General features: G+C 60.8%; 12 protein-coding genes and 1 pseudogene. 5 read left to right on the top strand and 8 right to left on the bottom strand.

The genetic code is table 11. From position 1 onward, the window contains the following. Positions 1–28: 28 nt before the first annotated feature. The 3 genes from ACZCWR_RS24090 to gcvA all read right to left on the bottom strand — a co-directional run bounded on the left by ACZCWR_RS24090 (position 29) and on the right by gcvA (position 3,589). Positions 29–2,140: an FUSC family protein gene (locus tag ACZCWR_RS24090; RefSeq protein WP_487305562.1), complete on the bottom strand. Its 2,112-nt coding sequence runs from the start codon at positions 2,138–2,140 to the stop codon at positions 29–31. After that, positions 2,137–2,619: a MarR family winged helix-turn-helix transcriptional regulator gene (locus tag ACZCWR_RS24085; protein WP_487305561.1), complete on the bottom strand. Its 483-nt coding sequence runs from the start codon at positions 2,617–2,619 to the stop codon at positions 2,137–2,139. Before ACZCWR_RS24085 ends, ACZCWR_RS24090 begins: the two co-directional genes overlap by 4 nt. A 97-nt stretch (positions 2,620–2,716) precedes the next feature. Next, complete coding sequence (gcvA, locus tag ACZCWR_RS24080; RefSeq protein ID WP_487305560.1) at positions 2,717–3,589, bottom strand: transcriptional regulator GcvA; 873 nt, start codon at positions 3,587–3,589, stop codon at positions 2,717–2,719. A 164-nt stretch (positions 3,590–3,753) separates the two neighbouring features. Here gcvA and ampC point away from each other — a divergent pair, with 164 nt between their 5' ends. After that, positions 3,754–4,926 carry a class C beta-lactamase gene (gene ampC / locus ACZCWR_RS24075; protein WP_487305559.1) on the top strand — a complete coding sequence of 391 codons (1,173 nt, stop codon included), beginning with the start codon at positions 3,754–3,756 and terminating at the stop codon, positions 4,924–4,926. Positions 4,927–5,017: 91 nt separating this feature from the next. Then, complete coding sequence (locus ACZCWR_RS24070) at positions 5,018–5,956, top strand: Gfo/Idh/MocA family protein (protein WP_487305558.1); 939 nt, start codon at positions 5,018–5,020, stop codon at positions 5,954–5,956. A gap of 924 nt (positions 5,957–6,880) precedes the next feature. Here ACZCWR_RS24070 and ACZCWR_RS24065 read toward each other — a convergent pair. Further along, a complete protein-coding gene (locus ACZCWR_RS24065) occupies positions 6,881–7,927 on the bottom strand; it encodes a LacI family DNA-binding transcriptional regulator (RefSeq protein ID WP_487305557.1) in 1,047 nt (348 codons plus the stop codon). Between the two features lie 148 nt (positions 7,928–8,075). Here ACZCWR_RS24065 and ACZCWR_RS24060 point away from each other — a divergent pair, with 148 nt between their 5' ends. Beyond that, entirely contained in the window at positions 8,076–9,236 is a 1,161-nt protein-coding gene (locus ACZCWR_RS24060; protein ID WP_487305556.1) for an L-talarate/galactarate dehydratase, read from the top strand. A gap of 877 nt (positions 9,237–10,113) precedes the next feature. Here ACZCWR_RS24060 and ACZCWR_RS24055 read toward each other — a convergent pair. After that, on the bottom strand, positions 10,114–10,416 hold the full coding sequence (locus ACZCWR_RS24055) for a nuclear transport factor 2 family protein (protein WP_487306131.1): 303 nt from the start codon (positions 10,414–10,416) through the stop codon (positions 10,114–10,116). Between the two features lie 314 nt (positions 10,417–10,730). Here ACZCWR_RS24055 and ACZCWR_RS24050 point away from each other — a divergent pair, with 314 nt between their 5' ends. Beyond that, entirely contained in the window at positions 10,731–11,696 is a 966-nt protein-coding gene (locus tag ACZCWR_RS24050) for an O-fucosyltransferase family protein (RefSeq protein WP_487305555.1), read from the top strand. A 55-nt stretch (positions 11,697–11,751) separates the two neighbouring features. Here the strand turns inward: ACZCWR_RS24050 and ACZCWR_RS24045 are convergent, their stop codons facing one another. The 3 genes from ACZCWR_RS24045 to ACZCWR_RS24035 are packed head-to-tail and all read right to left on the bottom strand — an operon-like array spanning position 11,752 to position 15,509. Further along, entirely contained in the window at positions 11,752–12,894 is a 1,143-nt protein-coding gene (locus ACZCWR_RS24045; protein WP_487305554.1) for a substrate-binding domain-containing protein, read from the bottom strand. 48 nt (positions 12,895–12,942) lie between these two features. Then, positions 12,943–13,941: an ABC transporter permease gene (locus ACZCWR_RS24040; protein ID WP_487305553.1), complete on the bottom strand. Its 999-nt coding sequence runs from the start codon at positions 13,939–13,941 to the stop codon at positions 12,943–12,945. After that, the gene (locus ACZCWR_RS24035; protein ID WP_487305552.1) at positions 13,938–15,509 is read right to left on the bottom strand and encodes a sugar ABC transporter ATP-binding protein; all 1,572 of its coding nucleotides are present in this window, start codon (positions 15,507–15,509) and stop codon (positions 13,938–13,940) included. The genes ACZCWR_RS24040 and ACZCWR_RS24035 overlap by 4 nt, the downstream gene beginning before the upstream one ends. 344 nt (positions 15,510–15,853) lie before the next feature. On the opposite strand from ACZCWR_RS24035, the pseudogene ACZCWR_RS24030 reads away from it, so the two are divergent. Next, a pseudogene (locus ACZCWR_RS24030) lies at positions 15,854–18,187 on the top strand (DUF6531 domain-containing protein); the annotation flags it as partial. Positions 18,188–18,315: the final 128 nt, after the last annotated feature.

The following is an 18,315-nucleotide window of genomic DNA, read 5'->3' as shown; positions in this document are numbered from 1 at the left end:
GAAGAAAGATTGAAGGGATGCAGCGTCATCACGCCGGTTCCTCGCGCGGTGCGCCGCCGCGTGAATCGGCGCGGATTTCATCGGCGGGCGGATGCAGCGACAGGCGCATGCCGGTGAGCGCATGCAGCGTGTCGCGTAATGACTTTTCGCCGAGCGCCATGCGGGGCGCGGTCGATGCTTCGGCATCCGCAATATTGCGCGTGGTCACGCGAGAAGCCGCGGAATCGATGCTATGAATGAGTTCGCTCGGCACCGACTGACGCGTGCGCGAATCGATGCAATATTGAAAGTATTGACGCACGCCGCGCAGCACGTCTTCGATGGCGGTCTGCACATCGTCGGGCAATTTGCGATGCGCGCGTTGCAAATCCAGCGCATTGAGCGCCACGCGGAAATCGCGAAAACTTTCGATCGACGGATGCTTCTGCGAATCCGTCGCGGCCAGACGCGGCAGGAGTTGCATCAGCCGGTCGAGCATGCGCGAATAGAGATTGCGCTGATCTTCGACCGCCCCCGGCGATGCGCATACGACGATATCGCGCCACGCCGACCGCGTGAGCCGCGCGACGGCCAGATCCGCGCCGAACGGCCGCGTGGTCTGCGTCCAGACGAACGCGAACAACAGGCCCGCCACGCCCGCCAGATTACTGTTCAGGAACACGAAGAAATCCGCCTCGTAAGCGCTTTGAATGCTGATGAACGTCGCGGTGTTGACGGCGACGAGCATCGTCACGAGATTGAATTGCGGGCGCGGAATCAGCGTGCCGATGATGAGAAACGGCACCGCGAAAATGATCACGAGCATGGCGAAGTCGTGCACGTGCGGTAACACCGCGAACACGTAGAGACCGGCGAGCACCACGCTCAGACACGTCGAGAGAAAAAACTTGAACACTTGCGGCGCGGGGTCGTCGAGCGCGGCGAAGAAGCAGCATGCGACGGCCGCCAGCGTGACCGCGCCCGCGCCATCGTTCCAGCCTGATTCGATCCAGATGCCGCACGCAACGATGATCGCGCTTACCGCGACGCCCGTGCTGAACAGCATCAGGCCGCGATCGAAAAAGCGCTCGGTGCCGCCGAGCCGCCAATGTCTGAAATGCGCGCGCCATTCGCTGCTGCCTTGCAAAATAGCCGAGCGCAACGAGCGGATGTCCTGCCACACGTCCACCACTTGCGCGAGCCGCCACAGCGCGTTGGAGAGCAGCGCGCCGTTCAGCGTGGCGAGTTCTTCGGCGCTCGGGCGCATGGCCAGGATGCGTTCGCGCAGCGCTTCGGGCGGGCGGTCGTCGTCGGGTTCATTGGGTTTTGGCACGGGCTGCGCGACCCATTTGGCGACATCGGCGAGCAACGCTTCCAAACCCGGCGGATGCACGCCGCGTTCGCCGATCAGTTCCACCAATGGATCGGCCATCGACGAAATCAGTGGCAGAAAGATTTGCATGCGCCCCTTCATGAAGCGCATGCGGCGGATCGTGACAGGCTGCGTGTGATCGTAGGTCAACTGGCTCACGATCAGTTCCAGCCCGTTGACGGTGGCCGCGAGCCGTTGCCGTGCCGCCGAAATCTTCGCGCCTGAGAGACGGCCGGACAGCGTTTCGCTCGCGTAGAACGCGGCGTCGCGGAACCATGCGTCCGTTCGTTCGATGAGCGTGGGCGCAAGGCGGCTCGGAAACACCGTCGAGCCGACGATGCTTGCCACCGTGATGCCGAGCAGGATTTCTTCCGTGCGCGAGATGGCGGTATCGAATACCGTGGCGGGCGCGAACACGGTCGGCAGCGCGATCAACGGCAACGTGTAGCCCGCGAGCAGAAAGACATAGCTGCGCGCGCTGCGGTCGAACATCGACAGATAGAGCAGCGAGCCGGTCCATAAAGCGACGACCGTGCTGAACAGATACGGCGATTCCACGAACGGCGGCACGATCAGCACCGCGCCCGCCGCGCCGATCATGGTGCCGAGCGCGCGATACAGCGCCTTGGAACGCGTCGCCCCGACGAACGGATTCGAGACGATATAGACCGTCGCCATCGCCCAATAAGGACGCGGCAATTGCAGAAAGAGGCCGATGTACAGCGCGATCATCGCGGCCGCGAAGGTCTTCGCGGAGAACAGCCACTCGCGGGCGGATGGAAAGGTCATGGCTTCTGCGCGCGGCCCTTCGCGGGTGTGTCGTCGATGGTTCTCGCATCCAGCGACGCGTTGAACGCGTCCAGCACGCGCAGCGTGGTTTCGAGGTCCGCGCGGCTCACGCCCTTGAGCAGCCGCGCGCGCAGCGTGACGAGTCGTTCTTCCATGCGCGCGGTGACGGCGCGGCCTTCATCGGTCAGCGTGATGGTGTTGGCGCGGCGGTCTTCCGGGTCTTCGTCGCGCCGCACAAGGCCCGCCGCGCACAACTGATCCAGCAGCCGCACCAGCGACGGCCCTTCGATGCCAACATGTTCCGCCAGCGTGACCTGACGCACGCTCTCGCCCAGGCGATTCGCCGTGAGCAGCGGCACCGCGCACGCTTCCGACACGCCATAGGACGCCAGCACGCCGTGACTCGTGCGACGCCAGCGGCGCGCGGCGAGCACGAGCGTGCTGCTGACAGAGCGGCGGAGAATATCGAGATGACTCATGGGCCGCGATTATAGCCATAAAAAATGACGTTTATTCGTTAGCATGCTATCGAATGTGCGGAGTGTCGCTTTTGCGCAGCAGGCCGCTCGCCAATCTTCATACCGCTCGTTCTGCTTCCGCGACGATCCATTGCTCGAACGCGCGCATGCCCGGCGACGGCTTGCGCGAGCGCAGCCAGATGAGCCAGTAGCTTCCGTTGGCCACCTCGATATCGAACGCGCGTGCGAGCAGACCCGCCTGCAATTCCCGCTCGAACATGGACGGCGGCGCGAGCGCCACGCCCGCGCCCTGCACGGCGGCTTCCACCATCAGGCGCGAGGAATCGAACACGGGACCATTGAGCGTCCACGGTTCGAGCGCGGCGGCGGCGAACCAGTCGGTCCAATCGTCTGCGCGATACGAACGCAGCAGCACTTCATGCGTGAGATCGGCGGGCGTGCGCAGACGCCGCGCGAGTTCGGGCGCGGCGAGCACGGCGAGCGGGGCATCGAGCAGACGCGTGTTGTGCGTCATCGGCCAGTTGCCGGTGCCGAAGCGAATGGCGAAGTCCAGTCCTTCCGACGCAAGATCGACCAGATTGTTATGCGTGAGCAGTCTCAGTTCGACGAACGGATGCGTCTGCCGGAATGCCTTTAGACGCGGCATCAGCCAACCCACGGCAAACGTGCCGACGACGCCGATCGTCAGCACTTCATGAAAATGCCCGCCTTCGAATTGCTTCAGCACACCTTCGATTCGGTTGAATGCATCGCTCAAAACGGGCAGCAGCGCGCGGCCTTCGTCGGTCACGGCGAGACCGCGCGGAAGCCTGCGAAACAGCGTCGCGCCGAGCCGTTCTTCGAGCGCGCGCACTTGCTGACTGACGGCGGCTTGCGTCACGTTGAGTTCGTGCGCCGCGCGCGTGAAGCTCAAATGCCGCGCGGACGCTTCGAAGGCGCGCAATGCGTTTAGCGGAAGGTGAGGGCGCATTCAGGTTGAAAGGAGAGCATTAGATTTTCTTGACCCTGAGGCAAATTATCCTCGATTGTGCTTTTGCGCGCGTGCGCCGATAGTGCGGACTCGGCGGGCGATACATCTCAAGCCATTAGAATTTCAAGCCCAACTCATTCATTGCATCAGGGAAGGAATCGAACATGAAGCTCGGCGCTTTGCGTCTCGTGGTCAACGCCATGTTGTGTGTGTCTTTATCGAATGCGGCGCTGGCCGCCGATCTCTCGCGCGATGACATCAAGCGCACAGTCGATCGAACGATCGAACCTTTGATGGCGAAGAACAATATTCACGGCATGGCGGTCGGCGTGATCGTGCAGGGCCACGCGTACGTGTTTAATTACGGCTTGGCTTCTATCAAGCCGAAGCGGCCGGTCGATGGCAACACGCTCTTCGAACTCGGCTCGGTCAGCAAGACATTCACTGCCACGCTCACGGCTTATGCGCAGGAACGCGGCGCGCTGTCCTTGTCCGATCCCGTGAGCCAATACTTGCCCGAACTGCGCGGCAGCAAATTCGGCGATGACGTCACGCTTCTGAATCTCGGCACGCACACGCCCGGCGGCATGCCGCTGCAAGTGCCCGACGAGATTCACAACGACGCGCAACTCATGACGTGGTTCAGGGCATGGCAACCCGCGCATGCGCCGGGCACGTATCGCACGTATGCGAACCCGACCATCGGCACCCTGGGATTGATCGCGGCTAAAAGTTTGCATCGCGATTTCGACTCGCTTATGCAACTCAGCTTGTTTCCCGCGCTCGGCCTGAAGAACAGCTTCATCGATATCCCTGCTTCACGTGCGAAGGATTACGCGCAAGGCTATACCAAGGACGATGCACCCATCCGCATGAAGCGCGCCGAACTCGCGTCGCAAGCGTATGGCGTGAAAGCGTCGGCCGCCGACATGACGCGCTTCATGCAAATCAACATGAATCTCGTGCAGGGAATCGCGCCGCAATGGCAGCGCGCGGTGACGGCCACGCACACCGGTTACTTTCAGGCCGGACCCATGACGCAAGACCTCATCTGGGAACAATACCCGTGGCCCGTGAAGCTCGAAGCGCTTCAGGAAGGCAACTCGCCGCGCATGATCGTCGATGGCATGGCGGTCACGCGAATAGACCCGCCCCAAGCGCCGCGCGACGATGTGTGGATCAACAAGACAGGTTCGACGAACGGCTTCGGAACGTACATCGTGTTCGTGCCTGCGCAGCATGTGGGAATCGTGATGCTGGCGAACCGGAACTACCCGAACAGCGAGCGCGTGGATGCGGCGCATGCCATTATCGAAGCGCTGACGAACGGCGAATAAGCCTTGAAACAAGGGCTAAAAACATCGGCGAGTCATGCTACGCTCTTGTGCGCTGAACCTCATTGCATCTTCACCACATAGCGGGATTTTCATGACCTCTGTTTTCAAGTTGGCGATGGTCGGCATCGGCAAGATCGCGCGCGATCAGCATTTGCCCGCCATCGAAAATGGACATGGCTTCGAACTCGTCGCGTGCGCGAGCCGCAATGCGAGCGTCGAGGGCGTGCGCAATTATCCGGACATCGAATCCTTGCTGGCGGCGGAGCCGGATATCGATGCGGTTTCGTTATGCGCGCCGCCGCAGGTGCGTTTCGCGCAAGCACTGGCCGCGCTGCATGCGGGCAAGCACGTCATGCTGGAAAAGCCGCCCGGCGCGAGCGTGAGCGAAGTCGAAGCGTTGCGCGATATTGCGCGCGCGCGTGGCGTGACCTTGTATGCGTCGTGGCATTCGCGCGCGGCAAGCGCGGTGGAACCGGCGCGCGAATGGCTGGCGTCGCCGCAGGCGGGCGCGGTGCGTTCGGTGGAAGTGCGCTGGAAGGAAGACGTGCGGCGCTGGCATCCGGGGCAGCAATGGATCTGGGAACCGGGCGGGCTCGGCGTGTTCGATCCGGGCATCAACGCGCTGTCCATCGTCACGCGCATCCTGCCGAGTGAGATTGCGTTGCGCGCGGCCAATCTCATCACGCCGAGCGATACTGCCACGCCTATAGCCGCCGAACTCGATTGCGTCGATACCAACGGCGCACCGGTGCGCGCGGAATTCGACTGGCGTCATGGGCCGGTTGAGGAGTGGGCCATCGATGTCGATACCGATGGTGGACGGCTCGAAATTCGCGAAGGCGGCAAGCGGTTGAGCATCGCGGGGCGTGAGGTCGAAATCGGTGTGGAGCGGGAGTATCCGGCGCTGTATGAGCGCTTCCATGAACTCATCGCGGCGAAGCAGCAGGATGTGGATGTGCGGCCGCTGCAGATCGTCGCGGATGCGTTTTTGCTTGGGCGTAAGGTGGATACGGAGGCGTTTGGTCGCTGACGGTTGATGTGTATTTGCTGATGCTTGATCTGTGAGACAGCGGGTGAGGTGTCGCGTTCGCTGTTTTTTGGGTTGAGGGGTGGTGTTTTTGGTTGTCGTGCAAGGGGCTGCTGTTTGTTGTGTTTTTAATGCAGTAGCCGCCTCCCCGGCGGGGGGGTAACTTTCTTTGCTGCTGCAAAGAAAGTTACCAAAGAAAGCAGCTTTTTACCCCATGCACGATGGCTGGAGAGGGTTGGTCTGGATTAACCGATACAGTGGCCGCGTTAGGATGTCCCACGCATAACTTGCCGCTTAGGCAACCTCGCGATTGCGCGCTCGAATCTTCTAAACGCAGTGGACCGCATTCATTCAATCGGCCATGCGCTACGCGCGCCGAGAGCTTAAGAACGGAATCCCGCAGTCTATAAGCGTAGCCACATCACGCTTCTCCGCAAGATTGTTATTCGGTCCTACCTTGGTTAGTGCTCCGACTAAAAGGTGAATTGCGTTGGTGTGCGTGCTTTGCCCAGAAGCGCTTACCAAGGTAGGGCCGAATAACGACATAGCGGTGAGGTGTGATGTGGCTGGGCGCTGATAGGCTGCGGGATTCCGTTCTCAAGTTCTCGGCGCGCGAAGCGCATGGCCGAAAGAATGAATGCGGGCCACTGAGGGTTTATTTTTGGAGCGCGTATTCGCCAGGTTGCCTACGCGGCAAGTTATGCGTGGCAAGTCCTATTGCGGCCACTGCATCGGTTAATCCAGACCAACCCTCTCCAGCCATCGTGCATGGGGTAAAAAGCTGCTTTCTTTGGTGACTTTCTTTGCAGCAGCAAAGAAAGTTACCCCCCCGCCGGGGAGGCGGCTACTGAATAAACAACACAAACAAGAGAAGCCCTTTGCACGAAAGAACAACAAAACCTCAGCTCGAGCGCTGCCGCCTAAACTTCACGTACTCTCGCGTTCGATAATGCTGAACCCCGTATCGATACGCACAGTCCCCCGGAGCGCATCCGGTTTCGCACTGAAGCGCGCAAGCAGCGCCCGCGCCGCTTCGGTGCCGATCTTGGCGCCATCCACACGCACCGTCGAAAGCGCCGGAAACACATGCGCGGCGGAACTGAGATCGCCGAAGCCCATCACGGCGAGATCGCGCGGCACCTGAAGGCCGCGGCTCGCGGCTTCGGCGAGCACGCCTTGAGCGAGCGTGTCCGAACTGCATACGACGATTTGCGGCGCATCGCCCGAGGCAAGCAAACGGCTGAGTCCTTCGCGTCCGGCCTTGAAGGTCGCGGGCGCGGGCAATACTTCGAACGCCGTGCGCGCCGCGCGATGCTTCGCCACTTCGGCTTTGAAACTCTCGCAACGCCGCAAGCCGCGTGGATCATCGACCGACACGATGCCGAAGCGCTCATAACCCTTGCCAAGCAGATGCCGCGCGACCTCGCGGCCCACTTCCTCGTGTGAGAAACCGATCACGATATCGATCGGCTCGTCGGTCAAATCCCATATCTCGACGACCGGAATGCGCGCCTTGGTGAGCCGCTCGATGGTGGCATCGCTATGACTCGTGCCCGCCAGCACGATGCCGTCCGGACGACGGCCGAGAATGGCTTCGACCAGCGCCTCTTCCTGCTCGCGCGAATAGCCGGTAAGCCCGAGCAAGGTCTGATAGCCCGATGAGGTCACGCCGTCCATCAACGCCTGCACGGTATCCGAGAAGATCGAATTGGCGATGGTCGGCAGCAGAATCGCGATCAGCCGGCTCTTGTTGCTCGCAAGACTTCCGGCCAGCAGATTCGGCACGTAGCCGGTCGCGCGCACGGCATCGAGCACCTTGCGCTGCGTGTCGCTCTTGACCAGTTCGGGACGATTCAGCACGCGGGAAACGGTCATCGGCGCGACGCCGGCGACGCGCGCGACATCGATCAACGTGACGCTTTCGCTCATGCCCATCGGTTGCGCGGCGGCGGTTCGTTCGTTCTTTTTCGTCATGGATGATGGGTTCCGTGCATCTCATCGGGCATTAGACCATGAAGGACGCGGCGTTCCGTCGCCTCGGTGTAAACCACGATGATAGCGCAATCATATCGACCCAATGATTGCGCTATCATCGAATCAACGCCTCGAAAGGAAAAGCCTTATGAACGCCATCCATGCTCTCGCTCCGACGCCCGTCAACGATCAAATCAAGTGGATCCGCGTGGCGTCCACCTTCCTGCCGCTCGCCAATCCGATCAGCGACGCCAAGGTGCTTACCGGCCGTCAGAAACCGATGACCGAGATCGCCATCCTGTTCGTGGAGATCGAAACGGCGGACGGCCATCGCGGCCTCGGCTTCAGCTATTCCAAGCGCGCGGGCGGTCCGGGCCAGTTCGCGCATGCGAAGGAAATCGCGCCGGTCCTGATCGGCGAGGACCCGAGCGATATCGCGCGTCTGTGGGACAAACTGGCTTGGGCGGGTGCATCGGTGGGGCGCAGCGGGATGGCGGCGCAGGCCATCGGCGCATTCGACGTCGCGCTGTGGGACATGAAGGCCAAGCGCGCGAATCTGTCGCTTGCCAAGCTGCTCGGCGCGCATCGCGATTCCGTGCGCTGCTACAACACGTCGGGTGGCTTCCTGCATACGCCGCTGGATCAACTGCTCGTCAATACCGATGCGTCGCGCGAGAAGGGCATCGGCGGCATCAAGCTGAAGGTGGGGCAGCCGGATTGCGCGTTGGACATCCATCGCGTGCAGACCGTGCGCAAGCATCTCGGCGATGCCTTCCCGCTCATGGTCGATGCGAACCAGCAATGGGACCGTCCGACCGCGCAGCGCATGTGCCGCACTTTCGAGCAATTCAATCTGATCTGGATCGAGGAGCCGCTCGATTGCTACGATGCGGAAGGTCACGCCGCGCTCGCCGCGCAGTTCGATACGCCGATCGCGACCGGCGAAATGCTCACGAGCGTGGCGGAGCATTGGGACTTCATCAGGCTGCGCGCTGCGGACTATCTGATGCCGGATGCGCCGCGGGTTGGTGGCATCACGCCGTTTCTTAAGGTGGCGACGCTTGCCGATCACGCGGGCCTTATGCTTGCGCCGCATTTCGCGATGGAATTGCATGTGCATCTTGCGGCTTGCTATTCGCGGGAACCGTGGGTGGAGCATTTTGAATGGCTGGAGCCGCTGTTTAATGAGCGTTTGGAGACGAAGAACGGCCGCATGATGGTGCCGACGCGGCCTGGGCTTGGGTTGAGTCTTAGTGATCGGGTGAAGGGTTGGACGGCGCAGGAAGTGGAATTTGGTGTGCGGGGTTAAAAGCTTCAGGTGTATTAGGTGATGCTCGGGCTGTTTTTTATTGCGTGCAAAGGGCTGCTGTTGTTCGTGCTTTTTATTCAGTAGCCGCCTCCCCGGCGGGGGGGTAACTTTCTTTGCTGCTGCAAAGAAAGTCACCAAAGAAAGCAGCTTTTTACCCCATGCACGCTGGCTGGAAAGTGTGGCCTGAATTAACGATACAGTGGCCGCAATAGGACTTGCCACGCATAACTTGCCGCTTAGGCAACCTGGCGATTGCACGCCCGAGCAATCAACGCTTAGTGGATCGCCGTCATTCTTTCGGCCATGCGCTGCGCGCGCCGAGAACTTTAGAACGGAATCCCGCAACGTATCAGCGCCCAGCCATATCACGCTTCTCCGCAAGATTGCTATTCGGTCCTACCTTGGTTAGTGCTCCAACAAAGGGTGATTTGCGTTGGGGTGCGAGCTTTGCTCAGAAGCGCTTACCAAGGTTGGGCCCAATGGGAGAGGTGCGATACCGTGTGATGTGGCTGGGCGCTGATACGCTGCGGGGTTCCGTTCTAAAGCTCTCGGCGCGCGTAGCGCATGGCCGAAAGAATGAATGCGGACCACTAACACCAAAGGATTCGGGCGCGAAATCGCAAGGTTGCCTAAGCGGCTGTTATGCGTGGCAAGTCCTATTGCGGCCACTGTTTCGGTTAATCCAGACCACGCTCTCCAGCCATCGTGCATGGGGTAAAAAGCTGCTTTCTTTGGTGACTTTCTTTGCAGCAGCAAAGAAAGTTACCCCCCCGCCGGGGAGGCGGCTACTGCAATAAAAGCCCAAAAACCAGCAGCCCTTTGTACGAAAGAACAACAAACCCAACTCGCCAACGGCAGCAAAAACAAACACTATCTGTCACGCCATCCTCTCGGTCCATTTCCTCCGCCATTCCGGCGCATCGAACGGAGTCGAAAAGTACTGCGTCTCGCGCGCAACCTTCCCGTCGCGGAACTCCATGATGCTCACCGTAAGCGCCGATTGCAGCCCGTAGGTAATCAAATATTCAGTCACCCAAAGATCGCGCGTTCCCTGAATCCGCTTCACATCGAACCCCGAAGGCCTATCAGGATGATGCCCCCGCAACGCCTGCAAATTACTTCGCCCACGGATCCGTTCACCCGATTGCGGGTAATCGCAGAGTACGTCGTCATGATAAATAGCGTGTTCCGCTTCAAGATCGCCCGCTGCCGACGCACGCCAGTGTTCGTTAAAGCTTCTCGAATCTGCTCATCGTTCATGCTTGTCTCCGTATCCAGGGCAATCGTTTGCGAATGAAACCCATCGAGCGATCAACATTCTTCAAGTGAACACACGTTCGAGCCGACAGTAATATTTGCCACCCTCACGTGGGATACCCCACAAACGCCCGCCGCGACATGCTCCGCAACTGTGCGTGCGATGCTACCCTCGGGTCACTGTTCTGTAGTCGACTCTGGAACATTCAAAACACCTAATTCCAATCGGGGACGCCCATGCTGCGAAAGGTGGTCGATCGCGTCAGACGCTTCCGGCGCAGCGAAGGATTCAAGCACTCGCTTGCCACGCCGGTCCGCTTGTCGGTGCATGCGCGACAGCGATTGAACCGCAGCGTGTTCGCCATCGAGATTCGGGAGAACTCAGGGTTTTTCTCCGTCATGCAGATGGTGCTCTTTATCCTCATGCATTGCGAGGAGAAGCACTTGACGCCGCAAATCTCAGCGCGCGGCGGGTTGTATGGCGATGCCGAAGGCAAGATCGACTGGTTCTCGGCGTTCTTCGAAAGCGTCCGGCCAATGGCAGCAACGCGATTGCCCCGCAGAGTAAGAACGTCCACGGTGCGCGATCTGGTTCAGCTCGGGTTTCGTCAGCGCTACGAAGCGGGACTTCGCCTGCACAGCGCGAGCGAACTCTTCAACTCGTACTATCGCCCGACTGCCGCGATTCTTGAGGAAGTCGAATCAACGTGTGCGCGGCTCAAGGTCAGCAAGACGACGCTGGGCGTGCATTACCGTGGCACCGACAAGAAGATCGAAGCGGAAACCTTGCCGTGGCCCGAGTTCTGTCGTCTGGTCGAGCAGACGCTCGCGATCAATCCGCATCTGACCGATATCTTCGTGTCGAGCGATGAGAAGGCGTTCATCGAATTCTTTCTGGCTTGGCCGTTCACGCGACCGGTGAGCGTCGCTCCTGCAAAGCTGCTTGCGGATGGCGACCGGCCCGTGCATTTCAGCGGCTATCCGGGCCTTGAAATCGGGCGTGAAGCGCTGGTGTCCAGCTTGTTGCTCGCGAACTGCGGTTATCTGGTGAAGATGCCGTCGTACCTGTCCGCATGGTCGAAGATTTTCAATCCTGAATTGCCGGTCACGCTGGCCGTGCCGCCGCGTCCCGATGCGTTCTGGTTTCCGGATAGTCAAATCTGGATCGGTCAGGAGCAGGCTATCGGCGGAAAAGCGGCCTGAATTAAAAACGAGGTCCGCGCGGACCTCGCTTTTCATGCGGTATTGACTTCGAGCATCAACCGCAAGCCGGCGCCGCCTTCTTGCAGGCATCCGCGAGTTGCGGCGGCGGGTCTTTCTTGAACACCGTCTTGTACGATTCGAGCACGTTCGACTGAAGCACCGGCAAGGACTGCACGCCGATCCACGCAGGCGGCGTTTGTCCGAGCAGCGCCTTCATCATCGCCATGGCTTCGGCCACGCCCTGATCGTAAGGCCGTTGCGAACCGGTCGCCTTGAGCGGTCCGCCCTTGGCGATTTCGATTGCCGATTCCAGCCCGAGATCGACCGTCGTCACCGGCGTGTTGATGCCTTGCGCGCGCATCGACGTGAGCGTGTCGAGCGCGGGCTGATCCCACACCGCGAACACGCCCTTCACATCGGGATTGGCCGTCAAAAAGTCGCCCGCGATCTGACCGACCTTCGACGGGTCCGTGAACGCAACCTGCTTGATCTTGATATCCGGCCGATTCTTCTTGAGCCAGTCGTTCACAGCCTTGGTACGCTCCGTCGTGCTGAAATAATCCACGCCGAAGTTCACCAGCCCGACCGTGCCGCCCTTCGCCACGCACGACGCGAGCACTTTGGCCGCGATCTGGCCATTGCCTTCGCTGTCGGCAGAGACCATGGCCGCATATTGTTCGGGATGCTTGAGACCGGTCGGCACGTTGTCCATGAACACGAGCTTGATGCCCGCCTGCGAGACTTTCTTGTACGTCGCGGCGGTGGCCGTGCCATCGACCGGAATCGAAATGATGCCGTCCGGATGGCGCTGAATGGTGTTCTCGATGTCCGCGATCTGCTTGTCCACCTGATATTCGGCGGATGCCGTGCCGATCACTTCCACGCCGTATTTCTTGAGCGTATCCGTGATGCCCTGCACCTGAAGCTGCGACCAGTCGAGGTTCATCGTCTGCATCGAAATGCCGACCTTGAACTTGCTGGACTTGATCTTGGCGGCTTCGGCATCGGTGAGCTTGACGGCATCGACGGATGCTGCTTTTTCGCCGTTCGGCCCTTGCCCGACGATGCCCGCCGGCCCGATCGACGACGCCTGCAACTTTTCGCACGACTGCGCGAAGGCCTGCGAACAGCACAGCGCCAGCGCGCTCAATGCGGCGACACCCGCCAGCTTCGCTCCTGATCCACGACGATCGTTCATGTCTTCCTCCGTTGGTTTTGTTTTACTGCGTCTCCAGCAGTTCATGGGTTATTTGCGCGTGAACGCCACCGCCGCCACGATGATGATGCCCTTGATGACCAGTTGCAGCGACGAACTCACGCCGAGCAGCACCAGCCCGTTATTCAGGATTCCGATGATTAAACTTCCGAGCAGCGTCCCGAGGATGAAGCCGCGTCCGCCGAACAGACTGCATCCGCCGAGCGTGACGGACGCGATCACATCGAGTTCCATGCCTTGCACGACATCGGGCCGTGCCGCATGCGAACGCGCGGAGAGCACGAGCGCGGCGAGTCCGGCAAGCGTGCCCGTCAGCACGAAGGCAAGCGTCGTCACGCGGCGAATGTTGATGCCGGAATAAAGCGCGGCGGTAGGGTTGCCGCCCGCCGCATAGATTTGCCGCCCGAACACGCTGTAATGCAGCAGCAGAATGCCGCCGATCACCGCGAGCAGCGTCCAGATGATCGGCACCGGCACGCCTGCGATATCGCCTTCGCCGAAGATCGCGATGAAGCGGTCATTCGTGATGATCTCGGGCCGCGTCGTGGTCACCATCAATGCAAGCCCGCGCGCCGCGCTCAAACTGCCGAGCGTGACGAGAAACGACGGAATGTTCAGCCGCGTCGTGACGAAGCCATTGATCGCGCCCACAATCGCACCGGTGCCGATGCCCGCGACCGCGCCGATCATCCAGCTATCGCCGATATGCGACATGGCGAGCGCCGCCGACATGCCCGAGAGCGCGAGCGTCGAGCCGACCGAGAGATCGATCTGCCGCGCAATGATGACGAACGTCATGCCAATGGCGATAATCGACACCAACGCCGTCTGCCGCCCGATATTCAGGAAATTGTCGATGGAGAGAAACCACGGCGACGCGAAACTGAACACCACCAGCAGAATGGCGAACGCGATATACAGCATGTACGGGCGGTCGCCCTGCAAGAGAAGCCGCGCCACGCGCCACGCGCGTCCATGACGCGGGGCGCTTTGTTGTTCGGCGGGCAAAGGCGAAACTGACTCGTTCATGTCGCAGGCTCTTCGATGGAACGGGGGAGTTGAATGAGATGATGCAATTCCTCGGCATTGCGAAGCATCGCGCGCTCGATTGTCTGCGCGATGACGCCATCCACCACGATGGACACGCGATCGCACAGCCGCAGCAATTCGTCCAGATCCGACGACACCACGATCACGCCGGTGCCCGCGTGGGCGGCATCGCGCACCACGCCGTAGATTTCCTCGCGCGCGCCGACATCCACGCCGACGGTCGGTTCATCGAGCAACAGCACTTTCGGGCGCGGATGGTTCCACTTGGCGAACACCACTTTCTGCTGATTGCCGCCGGAGAGAAACTTCACATGGGTCGATGCATCGGGCGCTTTCACGGCGAGTTGTTTCATCGCGGTGCGCGCCTGAAGCGCTGCCGCCTGCGCGCGCAGCCAGCCGCCGCGCGAGAATTGCGGCAGGCGCGGCAAGGTCAGATTGCGTTCGATCGAGTGATCGAGCACAAGCCCCTGCACATGGCGGTCTTCCGGCACGAGCGCGATGCCGCGCGCGATGGCATCGGCGGGAAGGCGCGCGGCGAGCGGCTTGCCTTCGAGTTCGATGGCGCCCGCATCGATCGGCAGGAGGCCGAAGATAGTCTGGAGAATCTCCGTGCGGCCGCTGCCGATGAGTCCCGCGAGACCATGCACTTCGCCGGGATGCACCGCGAGATTCACGCCATGCAGACGCGTGTTGCTCACGTTCGAGAGCTTCAACACGGGCTTAGTGCTCACGATTGGTGCCGTGGCATGCGGTGCGCTGTCTTGCCGCGCCTGCATCGCCGCATGGCGCGGGCCGACGATGGCCGCGACCAGTTGCTTCATGTCGGTGTCGGCGGTGGCGAAATGGCCTGCGTTCGCGCCATCGCGGAACACGGTCACGCGCTGCGAGATGCGGAACACCTCGTTGAGCCGATGCGTCACATAGATCACGCCGACACCGCGCGCCGTGACGGTGCGAACGGCATCGAAAAGAATCTGTTCTTCGCCTGCGGTCAGCGCGGACGTGGGTTCGTCGAGGATCAGCACGCGCACGTCGCCCATCAGCGCCTTGCAGATTTCGGTCATCTGCCGATAGGCGAAGGGGAGCGAATCCACGGGCGCGCGCGGGTCGAGCGGAATATTGTGCTCGCGCAAAAACGCGCCGACCTGCGCCATGAGTTCGCGTTGCTTCACGAAACCCAGACGCGTGCGCGGTTCGCGCCCGAGCATGAGATTCGCGCCCACCGAGAGCGATTCGACCAGACTCAAATCCTGATAAACGACGGCCACGCCCGCTTCGCGCGACTTCGCGGGCGATTCGAACGCGACCTTCTGACCGGCGATTTCGATCGAACCTTCGTCGTGCGTATGAACGCCGCTGAGAATCTTGATGAGCGTGGACTTGCCCGCGCCGTTTTCGCCGAGCAACGCATGCACTTCGCCCGGCAGCACTTCCAGATTCACGCCGCGCAGCGCCTGCACGCCACCGAAGCGTTTGGTGACGCCCGCCACGCGGATCAACGGCGCACGGAGCGGTGAAGCGGCCGCGCCCGCAACCGGCTCACTCATCCTGATGTCTCCTTCGTCGGATGGACGAATTTCTTATGTTTGCGCGAATCGGGTCGCGCGCTATGTTGTGATCTTCGCATCATGAAAATGATGCGTCAATAACATTTAACCCGTATTGGGAGGGGGTTTGGGGTGTGGGGTGGGAGGATTGTGACGATGGTTTGTGAAGATACTAACGCTAAACGTCAAATTTAGACGCCACCGGCTTTATCTGACTGACTCTTCCCAATTGGTCATATTGTGCAGTGCCGGTATCGATTCGATGCGGTCGGCCCCTATAATCCGGCCGGCTTTTTACCGCCTCACTCGTTACCTCGAATCACCGCATCAAGCACTGACCCGAAATGGCAATACCCGCAGAACAAGAAGCTAAAAATCGTCCGTCGCAGTCCGCAATCAAACCCCTCAACACAATCGACCTCGAGGACATCAAGGTCGCCGCGCAGCACTTCGATCAGTGGCTGCAAAGGATCACGAACGGGGTCGTGTCGCTGGAGCGCCTCGAGAGTGTCGCGGGCGGATTGCCCGTGGTGGGCAATGTCATCGCGCTGGTGTCGGTGGCGCTGGATCTCAAAGAACTCTACGACAAGCAGCAGAAGAACATCCCGATCGATGTGCTGGACTATGTGTTCATCGGCATCGACGGCATCGGCTTGATTCCAGTACCGCCCGCCTTCACCGCGATGCGCGCGAGCCTGCGTCCAATGCTGGCCGAGGTGCGCAGCGAGTTGGTGTCGCAGGGCAAGGCGCTGGTGAAGGACTATGCCAGGGCGACGCTGGGCGACTCGCTGGTAGCGCTGTTCGGCAATCACCTGAACGACACGATCATTGGCGACCTCGAACGATTTCTCGCGGAGGCCGAAAGCCGGCTGGAAGAGATTCTTAAGGATACCGGCGTATTTCTCGACGAGTTGCTGGATCACCTCGCCCGCGGCTTGGAAAGTGCCGCCACGGGTTCGCTCGACGCGACAGGCACCGCACAGCAGTCCGCGCGGGAGAGCAGGGAAGCGGTAGAGATCTTCGTTCACGATCCCGGCAAGAGCATCGGCAAGGGGATTGCTTCGCTGTTTCACGCTTACGAAGCGACGGCGCAGGCCGCCGTGAACGCGGGCGCCCGGCAGTTGAGCGATGAGCAGCGCGCGACGTTGATCGCCGCCATCAAGGCTGATATCGGGAAGCTCGGCGCGCTTTGCCGCAAGGCCATGACCGAGTTGGCGGACCCGAAAGTCGGTGCCATCGCGAAGTTGCTGACGATTTTGCTTGGCGTCGTCAAGGCCTATCGCAAGAAACACGGCAAGGGCCGACACGCGAATGTGCCGACTGATCAGACCGGTCATGCGAAGAAAAACCACGATCAGGGGTCGGTTGAGACTACGCGGTTTGAGGCGCAATGCGCGGGTGACGGTGGGTGCAAGAACTGTCCGGACGGCACCTCTAACAGCATCAGCTTCGCGCGGGGTGCGGAGCGTATCGCGCATGGCGACTTCTTGTTGCCGGGTCTCTTCGCGCTTGACTGGGAGCGTATGTATCGCTCCGATCTGGCTGCTTACGATTCAGGTCCGCTGGGCGCGCGCTGGACTTCGGCCTTTACCACGCGACTCGATATCGTGCGGCATGGTGCGCGGCCCGAGACGTTGCGCTATCACGCGGTCGATGGTCGCACGCATGACTGGCCGTTGCCGAAGGTCGGTGCGTTTCACTACGATGCCATCGAGAACGTCACGCTCGTCCGGGTGGCGGAGAACAGCGTCGCGGTCGCGCATGGCTTCGATGTCAAGGAAACCTACGAGCGTCACGGCAACCACTTTCGGCTGATCAACATCGCGCTGCGCAATGGCGCGATGGTGGCGCTTGCGTATGAACACGAAGGCGAGGCCAACGCGCTCACGCCTTCAGATTTGATGAGCTGTCACGGCGACACGATCAATGCGCACGTGCAAAGCGCGACGGATGATGCAGGCCGCATCACCGAACTGTGGCTTATCGAAGAGGGCAAGCCGGTGCGCCCGCTTGCTGCTTATACCTACGATGATGCTGGCGATCTGATTAAGGCAATCGACGAGAACGGGGCGACGCGCACGTACGCCTACGATCATCACCTGGTCACGCGCTACACAGATCGCACCGCACGCGGCATGAACCTGCGCTGGAACGGCACGGAGCCCACCGCGAAGGCAGTACGCGAATGGGCCGACGACGGCAGCTACGACACCACGCTCGAATGGGATCCGAACATCCGCCTGACATACGTCACCGACGCCCACGGCAATGAGACCTGGTACTACTACGACATTCTCGGCTACACGTATCGCATCCGTCACGCCGATGGGCTGTCGGAGTGGTTCTTCCGTGATGCGGCAAAGAACGTCACGCGTCATTTGCATGTCGATGGCAGTTCCGACTATTACACGTACGACGATCGGAGCAATCAGGTTTCACATACACGCGCTGATGGCACAACCGTGCACTTCGCTTACGACGAGCGCGACAATCTGATCAAGATCCGCGATGCCGAGGCCGGCCTGTGGCTGCGCGGTTACGATCAGAAGGGATACCTGATCGAAGAGACCGATCCGCTGGGCAACACCACGCAGTACGAGAACGATGCAGCAGGTCTGCCGGTGCAGATCACCGATGCGAAGGGCGGCGTCAAGGCGCTCGTCTATACCGCGAGCGGGCAACTGGCCACGTACACCGACTGCTCGGGCAAAACGAGCCGCTGGTGCTACGACGAACGAGGCCGGTTGACGAGCTTCACCGATGCCGCAGGCAGTGAAACGCGCTATCGCCACGAGGCGGGGCAGTT

Source organism: Caballeronia sp. A2-2 (assembly GCF_057612605.2).
This window is presented reverse-complemented; position numbering and strand designations above follow the sequence as displayed.

Excerpts from the sequence above, each read along its gene's own strand:
- ampC (WP_487305559.1), top strand. The coding sequence starts at position 3,754 with ATGAAGCTCGGCGCTTTGCGTCTCGTGGTCAACGCCATGTTGTGTGTG.
- ACZCWR_RS24035 (WP_487305552.1), bottom strand. The coding sequence starts at position 15,509 with ATGAGTGAGCCGGTTGCGGGCGCGGCCGCTTCACCGCTCCGTGCGCCG.
- ACZCWR_RS24070 (WP_487305558.1), top strand. The coding sequence starts at position 5,018 with ATGACCTCTGTTTTCAAGTTGGCGATGGTCGGCATCGGCAAGATCGCG.
- ACZCWR_RS24090 (WP_487305562.1), bottom strand. The coding sequence starts at position 2,140 with ATGACCTTTCCATCCGCCCGCGAGTGGCTGTTCTCCGCGAAGACCTTC.
- gcvA (WP_487305560.1), bottom strand. The coding sequence starts at position 3,589 with ATGCGCCCTCACCTTCCGCTAAACGCATTGCGCGCCTTCGAAGCGTCC.
- ACZCWR_RS24045 (WP_487305554.1), bottom strand. The coding sequence starts at position 12,894 with ATGAACGATCGTCGTGGATCAGGAGCGAAGCTGGCGGGTGTCGCCGCA.
- ACZCWR_RS24065 (WP_487305557.1), bottom strand. The coding sequence starts at position 7,927 with ATGACGAAAAAGAACGAACGAACCGCCGCCGCGCAACCGATGGGCATG.
- ACZCWR_RS24085 (WP_487305561.1), bottom strand. The coding sequence starts at position 2,619 with ATGAGTCATCTCGATATTCTCCGCCGCTCTGTCAGCAGCACGCTCGTG.
- ACZCWR_RS24050 (WP_487305555.1), top strand. The coding sequence starts at position 10,731 with ATGCTGCGAAAGGTGGTCGATCGCGTCAGACGCTTCCGGCGCAGCGAA.
- ACZCWR_RS24060 (WP_487305556.1), top strand. The coding sequence starts at position 8,076 with ATGAACGCCATCCATGCTCTCGCTCCGACGCCCGTCAACGATCAAATC.
- ACZCWR_RS24040 (WP_487305553.1), bottom strand. The coding sequence starts at position 13,941 with ATGAACGAGTCAGTTTCGCCTTTGCCCGCCGAACAACAAAGCGCCCCG.